This is a genomic window from Micromonospora sp. NPDC002296 (assembly GCF_040296145.1).
Taxonomy (GTDB): domain Bacteria; phylum Actinomycetota; class Actinomycetes; order Mycobacteriales; family Micromonosporaceae; genus Micromonospora.
In genome coordinates this window covers 379230-385629 of record NZ_JBEOWQ010000001.1, presented here as the reverse complement: position 1 = coordinate 385629, position 6400 = coordinate 379230, and the positions used below count along the sequence as shown (strand labels likewise).

The window sequence follows — 6400 nt, the reverse complement described above, 5'->3', positions numbered from 1 at the left end:
CTCGCGGGGGCGGCCGTCGCGCGTCCGGAGCACCGGGCCCGGCTGCGGCGCGCCGTCAGCGGGGCCTGCGGCGCTCCAGGAACTCGGTCATCCGCCGCCGCTTCTCCTCATCCTCGAAGAGCACCGCCTGGCTGACCAGGTCGAGGTGCGGGTGGGCGGCCGGCGGTGCGTCCACGGCCAGCTTGGTCAGCCGCAGCGCCAGGGAGGAGCCCTTGGCGATCTCGTCGAGCAGCCCGTGCGCGGCGGGCAGCAGCTCGGCGGGCTCGTCCACCACCCGGTTGACCAGCCCGATCCGCAGCGCCTCCGCGGCATCCACCCGGCGGCCGGTGAACAGCAGCTCCTTGGCCCGGGCCTCACCGACCAGCGCCGGGAGCCGGTGGGTCGCGCCCGCGCCGGCCAGGATGCCCAGCCGCACCTCCGGCTGACCGAAGACGGCGCGCGCCGTGCACACCCGCAGGTCGCACGCGTAGGCCAGCTCCGCGCCCCCGCCCAGCGCCGGGCCGTCGACGGCGGCGACGGTGGGCATCGGCAACGCCCGGATCCGGGCGAAGGCGGCGGAATTGATCGCGGCGAGCGCGTCCAGCCGGCCCCGCTCGCGGAGCTGGCCGATGTCCGCCCCGCCCGCGAAGATCCCCTCCGCGCCGCCGGTGAGCAGCAGCAGGCGGGGCCGCGCCTCCAGCTCGGCGCAGACGTCGTGCAGCTCACCGATCAGCTCGGCGTCGATCGCGTTGCGCTTCTCCGGCCGGTCCAGCGTCACCACCAGCCGGTCCGGCCGCTCGTCGATCCGCAGCCCGCTCACCGCTTCTCGCCTCCTTCCCAGCGGTAGAAGCCCTGCCCGGACTTCCTGCCCAGCCTGCCGTCGGCGACCATCTGCTCCAGCAGCGGCGGCGGCGCGTACCGGTCCCCGTAGGCGGTCTGGAGGGTGCGGGCGATGTCCAGCCGGACGTCCAGCCCGACCAGGTCGGTCAGCTCCAGCGGGCCCACCGGGTGCCGGTAGCCGAGCACCATCGCCTTGTCGATGTCGGCCGGGTCGGCCACCCCGTCGGCGACCATCCGGATCGCCTCCAGCCCGAGGGCCACCCCGAGCCGGGAGGTGGCGAAGCCGGGCAGGTCGCGTACGACGACGGGGTCCTTGCCCAGCCGGCCGGCGAGCGCGACGGCCGCCGCGGTGGTCTCCTCGGCGGTGTCCGGGCCGACCACGACCTCCAGCAGCGCCATGGCCCAGACGGGGTTGAAGAAGTGCAGCCCGACGAAGCGTTCCGGCCGGTCCAGCCCGGTGGCCAGCTCCCCGATGGAGATGCTGGAGGTGTTGCTGCCCAGCAGCGCGGGGCGCAGCGCGGCGGCGGCCCGCAGGACGGCGCGCTTGAGCTCCAGCCGCTCCGGCACGGCCTCCACGACCACGTCGGGCTCGGGCGGGACGGCACCGAGGGAAGGGACCAGCGTCACCCGCCCCCGGTGCGCCGCCGCCTCGTCCGCGGCGAGCTTCCCCCGCCGGACGGCCCGGTCCCACAGCTCACCGAGCCGCGCCTCGGCGGCGGTCGCCCGGTCGGGGTCGACCTCGACCAGTTCGACGTGGTATCCCGCGCCGGCCGCCACGTAGGCGATGCCCAGGCCCATCGTGCCGGCCCCGACGACGACAAAACGACTCATGACGTCTCCTCGCTGCGCACGACGGCGGCATGCGGGGTCTCCGCCGCGCCGGGCCGCCCGCTCCGCTGGCTCATGGGTGCGACCCTATGCAGCACGGGCACCGGTGGCATGCGTGGGGGCACGCCGAACCGGGTACTGCGCCGTCAACCGAGGGAAGGAACCGGAACATGAGCCAGGCACCGGAGAGTGTGGAGAAGCCGGCGACGGTGGAGACCCGCGGGGACGAGCGGGTCGACCTGCTCCGCGCGGACACCAACAACGACGGCAAGACCGACGTCTGGGTCGTCGACACCGACGGCGACGGTCGGGCCGACCTGTTCCAGTTCGACACCGACGGCGACGGCAAGGTGGACATCACCATGGTCGACATCGACGAGGACGGGACTCCCGACGAGGTGGTCGACGGCGACGGTGGCCTCCCGCCGGAGCCGCTCCCCCCGACCGTCCAGGTCTGAGGCGCACTGAAGGGGCCCCTGCCGAGACTTCCCGTCCGGCAGGGGCCCCTTGCGCGTACCGGAGTCGACCGGTCAGCCGGTCAGCCGGTCAGCCGGTCAGCCTCAGGGTCGCCAGGTAGTACGGGGCGTCCCGGTCGTCCACGTCGGTCAGTCGCCACGGGGTGCCGCGGACCAGCTCGGCCAGCTCGGCCACCGAGCAGACCAGGTAGTCGAACCACTCGGTGCCCAGTTCCCGGTACCGCAGCCGCAGCCGCAGCTGCCCGCCGAGCCGACCCCGGTGCCGGTTCAGCTCGTGGTAGCCGGTGTGCACCGGGTCGGTGGTGCCGTACGGGTCGGTGCCGTGCGCGATGACCCGCGCGCCTGGCCGGGCCAGCGCGGCGAGCGCGGCGAGGAACGCCGATGCCCGGTCCCGTCCCTCGATCAGCCCGAGGTTGTTGCCGAGCAGCAGGAAGGTGTCGTACCGCCGGCCGTCGGCGACGTGCTCGTCGATCGTGCCGTGCACCAGGTCCCGCACCCCGCGCCGGCGGCACACCTTCAACGCGCCGAGGGAGGTGTCCAGCCCGGTCACCGGCACTCCGCGCTCCTGGAGCAGCAGCGCGATCCGGCCGGCGCCGACGCCGATGTCCAGCGTCTCGCCCCGGACCCGGTCCACCGCCCGGTGGTCGTACGGCTGCCACTCGGCGGGGCCGGCCAGGTAGTGGGCGGCGGGGGCACCGTTGATCAGGCCGTCGTCCCGCTCGATGATCTCGATGACGGGCCGGGGCAGCCGCCCGCCGGCCATCGGCCGGGGACCGAGCCCGGTCTGCACGGCGAGCGCGTCCCGCAGCAACTCGCCGAATACGTCGCCGATCCTGGGTTCCCCGGTCACGGGGTTCACGCTAACCCCATGGGCAGCGGGTCGCGCGGTCGTATCCTTGCGGCGTGACCACCTTGGACCGCCTCGCTGCGGAGAAGTACGTGCTGTTGACCACGTTCCGCAGGGACGGGCGGGCGGTGCCCACTCCCGTGTGGGCCGCCCGCGACGGTGACGCGCTGGCCGCCTGGACCGTCGCCGACTCGGGCAAGGTGAAGCGGATCCGGCGCAGTGGCGAGGTGACGGTGGCCCCGTGCGACCTGCGGGGCCGGCCGCACGGCGAGGCGGTGCCCGGTCACGCGACGATCTGCGGCCCGGCGGACACCCGCCGGATCCGCGAGCTGCTGAAGCAGAAGTACCGGTTGGTGGGGCGGCTCAGCCTGCTGGGCAGCCGGCTGCGGCGGGGCGAGCGGGGGACGGTGGGCATCCGGATCAGCCTGTCGGAGTGACCGCCCGGGCCGGACACGAAGCAGGGGCGGCGGACCGTTGTCCGCCGCCCCTGCTTCGCACGTCTGTAGAATTCCCGGCGGTCAGTCTCCCTGGCGCTGCTGGGGAATCTGCCCCTGCAGCAGAGCCCGAACCTCCGACTCGCGGTAACGGCGGTGCCCCCCGAGGGTCCGGATGGCGCTGAGCTTGCCAGCCTTCGCCCACCGGGTCACCGTCTTCGGGTCGACACGGAACATCGACGCCACCTCGGCCGGTGTGAGCAGCGGCTCCGGTTCGTGCGTTCGCGATGCCATATCGGTCACTCCTCCACAGGTATAGACATCGGCCGGGGTCCCGCCGGCCGACGCGTCTCCCATGGTCCGGCTAGTCCCCGATGTCCGACATGGGCCGAACGGCCGAAGGTCCCTAGACGGACGGATGAACCATGCCCGATTTATACGACTAATACACGGCAGGAACCACCTTATTCGGACTCATAATCACTGGTCGTGATGCTCCAACTACGAGCACACCTCGAATTGGGAGCGCTTCCAGGGGTGTTTTGCGGCTTCCTGCGTAGTCTTCGCCCAGGTGGGGGCTAGTTGCAGCGTTCCAGGAGCTGAACCGCGCGCCAGCGAGCGACCAGCGTGTCGTAGGCCGTGGACGCCTCCTCGGCCTCCCCCTTGGAGAGCCCGGCGAGCCCGGTGGCGACGAGCGCCGGCGAGTCGTCCGCGTCGAGGGTCTCGTCGGAGAGCAACTGGACGAGGCCGCCGTAGTCCAGCTCCACCACCGAGCGCGGGTGGAACTCCTCCAGCCACCGGGCGGCCTCCTCGACCGCCTCGGTGATCGGCGCCTCGCCGACGGTCTTGCGCAACACCGACAGCGCCCGCGAAGATCGGCGCCGGGCCTTGGAGATCTCCGTCCGGTAGCGCAGCGCGCGTCGCCCGGGATGGGTCACCAGGTCCCGCTCCTCGGCGTCGAACAGGACGAACCAGCGCAGCGGCACGCCCCACGTGGCGATCTGCTCGTGCACCCGGGGAACGCCGTGTTCCAGCACCCGGGCCCCGCTGCGCCAGTCCTCCACCACCGCCTTGGCCTGACCGGCGAGGACCGGCGGCACGAACGCGTCGGCCAGCACCGACGGCACGCCGTCCCGAGCGCTCAACGCCGCCTCGGCCACCCGGATCCGCAGGTTCCACGGGCAGACCAGCAGGGTGTCGTCGGCCTCCAGGACGTAGGCCTCCTCGGGCGGGTCGGGCAGCCGGGTCCAGCCCGCGCCCAGCGCCTCGATGACCGCCGTGCGTTGCCGCCCCGGCCCCTCCGACGGGGCCACCGCCCGCCCCTCGGACGCGTAGCGCCGCCAGTACGACTGACGGTCCCGGTCGAAGGCGGTCAGGGGCTCGTACACCCGCAGGTACGAAGCGAAGAGCGACGGCACTGCGCGATCCTCCCACGAGACGGAATCCAGACGCGGCCAGCGCCCCGATCGCGCGCCCGACGTCCCTGCTCACCCGCCGGACGACCGGACGTCGGACATGCTGAGACGACAGTACGGCTTCGGCCGACATTAGGCTCGACCCACCGGCACCATCCCGCCGGCGTGCCACAGGTCCGCGTCCCAAAAGGACGCACACCGACACAGGAGCCAGCCATGGGCGTATTCGCCAGCACCGACGGCCCGTCATCCACCGGCCACGAACAGGTCGTGTTCTGCCAGGACACGCAGACCGGACTCCGGGCGATCATCGGGATCTACTCCACCGCGCTGGGCCCCGCGCTCGGCGGCACCCGGTTCTATCCGTACGCCAGCGAGGAGGCGGCGCTGGCCGACGTGCTCGACCTGTCCCGCGGCATGGCGTACAAGAACGCCCTGGCCGGGCTGGACCTGGGCGGCGGCAAGGCGGTGATCTGGGGCGACCCGGCGCAGCTCAAGGGCGAGGCGCTGCTGCGCGCGTACGGGCGCTTCGTCGAGTCGCTGAACGGCCGCTACTACACCGCGTGCGACGTCGGCACCTTCGTCGCGGACATGGACGTGATCGCCCGGGAGACCCGCTACGTCACCGGACGCAGCGTGGAGCACGGCGGCGCGGGAGACTCGTCGGTGCTCACCGCGTGGGGCGTCTTCCAGGGCATGCGGGCCGCCGCCGAGCATGTCTGGGGCGCCCCCACCCTGAACGGCCGACGGGTCGGCGTGGCAGGGCTGGGCAAGGTCGGCAAGCACCTGACCCGGCACCTGCTCGACGATCACGCCGAGGTGGTGGCGACCGACGTCGACCCGCGGGCGCGCGAGTGGGTCCGCGCCAACCACCCGCAGGTCGAGCTGGTCGAGGACGCCGCCGCGCTGGTCGCCGCCGACATCGACGTGTACGCCCCCTGCGCGCTGGGCGGCGCCCTGGACGACGAGACCGTGCCGGCGCTGCGGGCGAAGGTGGTCGCCGGGGCGGCCAACAACCAGCTCGCCCACCCGGGGATCGAGAAGCTGCTCGCCGACCGGGGCATCCTCTACGCCCCCGACTACGTGGTGAACGCCGGCGGTGTGATCCAGGTCGCGGACGAGATCGAGGGCTTCAACTTCGAGCGGGCCAAGCTCCGGGCCACGAAGATCTACGACACCACCCGCCAGATCCTGCGGCTGGCCGACGAGGACGGCGTCCCCCCGGCGGTGGCGGCGGACCGGCTCGCCGAGCGCCGGATGGCGGAGGTCGGCCGGCTGCGCGCCATCCACCTGCGCTGAGCGCCACGCCCGACCCGGTACGGAAAACGCACCGGGTCGGGCTCCTCGCGTGGAGCGGGACGGGCGGCGGCGTTAAGCTGAAATCGGGGTGATTGCCGCCCATCTGTCCGGTGTCACGGGCGGTTCGGCATTCGGCCCTTACGCCGGTACACTTGGTGACAGCCGGGTCACTGCGACGCGCAGGGCCGGCAGACGGTAACCCGAGGTGCCGAACAGCGGCATCCCCATGTACCGTAAGAGCCACGAGAGATGCCTGACGTCATCGGGGCCCGCCTTCGGGCT

General features: G+C 73.0%; 8 protein-coding genes. 3 read left to right on the top strand and 5 right to left on the bottom strand.

The genetic code is table 11. The annotated features are described in order from the left end of the window. Positions 1 to 55 precede the first annotated feature (55 nt). Both ABT023_RS01830 and ABT023_RS01825 read right to left on the bottom strand, forming a co-directional pair. Positions 56 to 799, bottom strand: coding sequence for an enoyl-CoA hydratase/isomerase family protein (locus tag ABT023_RS01830; protein ID WP_350880587.1), 744 nt, complete (start codon positions 797 to 799; stop codon positions 56 to 58). Further along, positions 796 to 1650 (bottom strand): 3-hydroxyacyl-CoA dehydrogenase family protein, encoded by an 855-nt coding sequence (locus ABT023_RS01825; RefSeq protein ID WP_350880585.1) that lies wholly within the window; start codon positions 1648 to 1650, stop codon positions 796 to 798. Before ABT023_RS01825 ends, ABT023_RS01830 begins: the two co-directional genes overlap by 4 nt. A gap of 167 nt (positions 1651 to 1817) precedes the next feature. On the opposite strand from ABT023_RS01825, the gene ABT023_RS01820 reads away from it, so the two are divergent. Continuing rightward, positions 1818 to 2105 carry a hypothetical protein gene (locus ABT023_RS01820; protein ID WP_350880583.1) on the top strand — a complete coding sequence of 96 codons (288 nt, stop codon included), beginning with the start codon at positions 1818 to 1820 and terminating at the stop codon, positions 2103 to 2105. An 88-nt stretch (positions 2106 to 2193) separates the two neighbouring features. Here ABT023_RS01820 and ABT023_RS01815 read toward each other — a convergent pair whose 3' ends face one another. Further along, positions 2194 to 2973, bottom strand: coding sequence for a class I SAM-dependent methyltransferase (locus ABT023_RS01815; protein WP_350880581.1), 780 nt, complete (start codon positions 2971 to 2973; stop codon positions 2194 to 2196). Positions 2974 to 3026: 53 nt separating this feature from the next. Between ABT023_RS01815 and ABT023_RS01810 the strand changes: the two genes are divergently transcribed. Further along, positions 3027 to 3407, top strand: a complete 381-nt coding sequence (locus ABT023_RS01810; RefSeq protein WP_350880579.1) for a PPOX class F420-dependent oxidoreductase — start codon at positions 3027 to 3029, stop codon at positions 3405 to 3407. Between the two features lie 81 nt (positions 3408 to 3488). Here ABT023_RS01810 and ABT023_RS01805 read toward each other — a convergent pair whose 3' ends face one another. Both ABT023_RS01805 and ABT023_RS01800 read right to left on the bottom strand, forming a co-directional pair. Beyond that, positions 3489 to 3698 carry a BldC family transcriptional regulator gene (locus ABT023_RS01805; protein WP_007073996.1) on the bottom strand — a complete coding sequence of 70 codons (210 nt, stop codon included), beginning with the start codon at positions 3696 to 3698 and terminating at the stop codon, positions 3489 to 3491. Positions 3699 to 3982: 284 nt separating this feature from the next. Continuing rightward, a complete protein-coding gene (locus ABT023_RS01800) occupies positions 3983 to 4822 on the bottom strand; it encodes a DUF8083 family protein (protein WP_350880577.1) in 840 nt (279 codons plus the stop codon). 213 nt (positions 4823 to 5035) lie between these two features. On the opposite strand from ABT023_RS01800, the gene ABT023_RS01795 reads away from it, so the two are divergent. Further along, positions 5036 to 6118, top strand: coding sequence for a Glu/Leu/Phe/Val family dehydrogenase (locus tag ABT023_RS01795; protein WP_350880575.1), 1083 nt, complete (start codon positions 5036 to 5038; stop codon positions 6116 to 6118). Positions 6119 to 6400: the final 282 nt, after the last annotated feature.

What these genes read in the sequence shown, in the direction of transcription:
- ABT023_RS01825 (WP_350880585.1), bottom strand. Translation starts at nt 1,650, where the DNA reads ATGAGTCGTTTTGTCGTCGTCGGGGCCGGCACGATGGGCCTGGGCATC.
- ABT023_RS01805 (WP_007073996.1), bottom strand. Translation starts at nt 3,698, where the DNA reads ATGGCATCGCGAACGCACGAACCGGAGCCGCTGCTCACACCGGCCGAG.
- ABT023_RS01820 (WP_350880583.1), top strand. Translation starts at nt 1,818, where the DNA reads ATGAGCCAGGCACCGGAGAGTGTGGAGAAGCCGGCGACGGTGGAGACC.
- ABT023_RS01795 (WP_350880575.1), top strand. Translation starts at nt 5,036, where the DNA reads ATGGGCGTATTCGCCAGCACCGACGGCCCGTCATCCACCGGCCACGAA.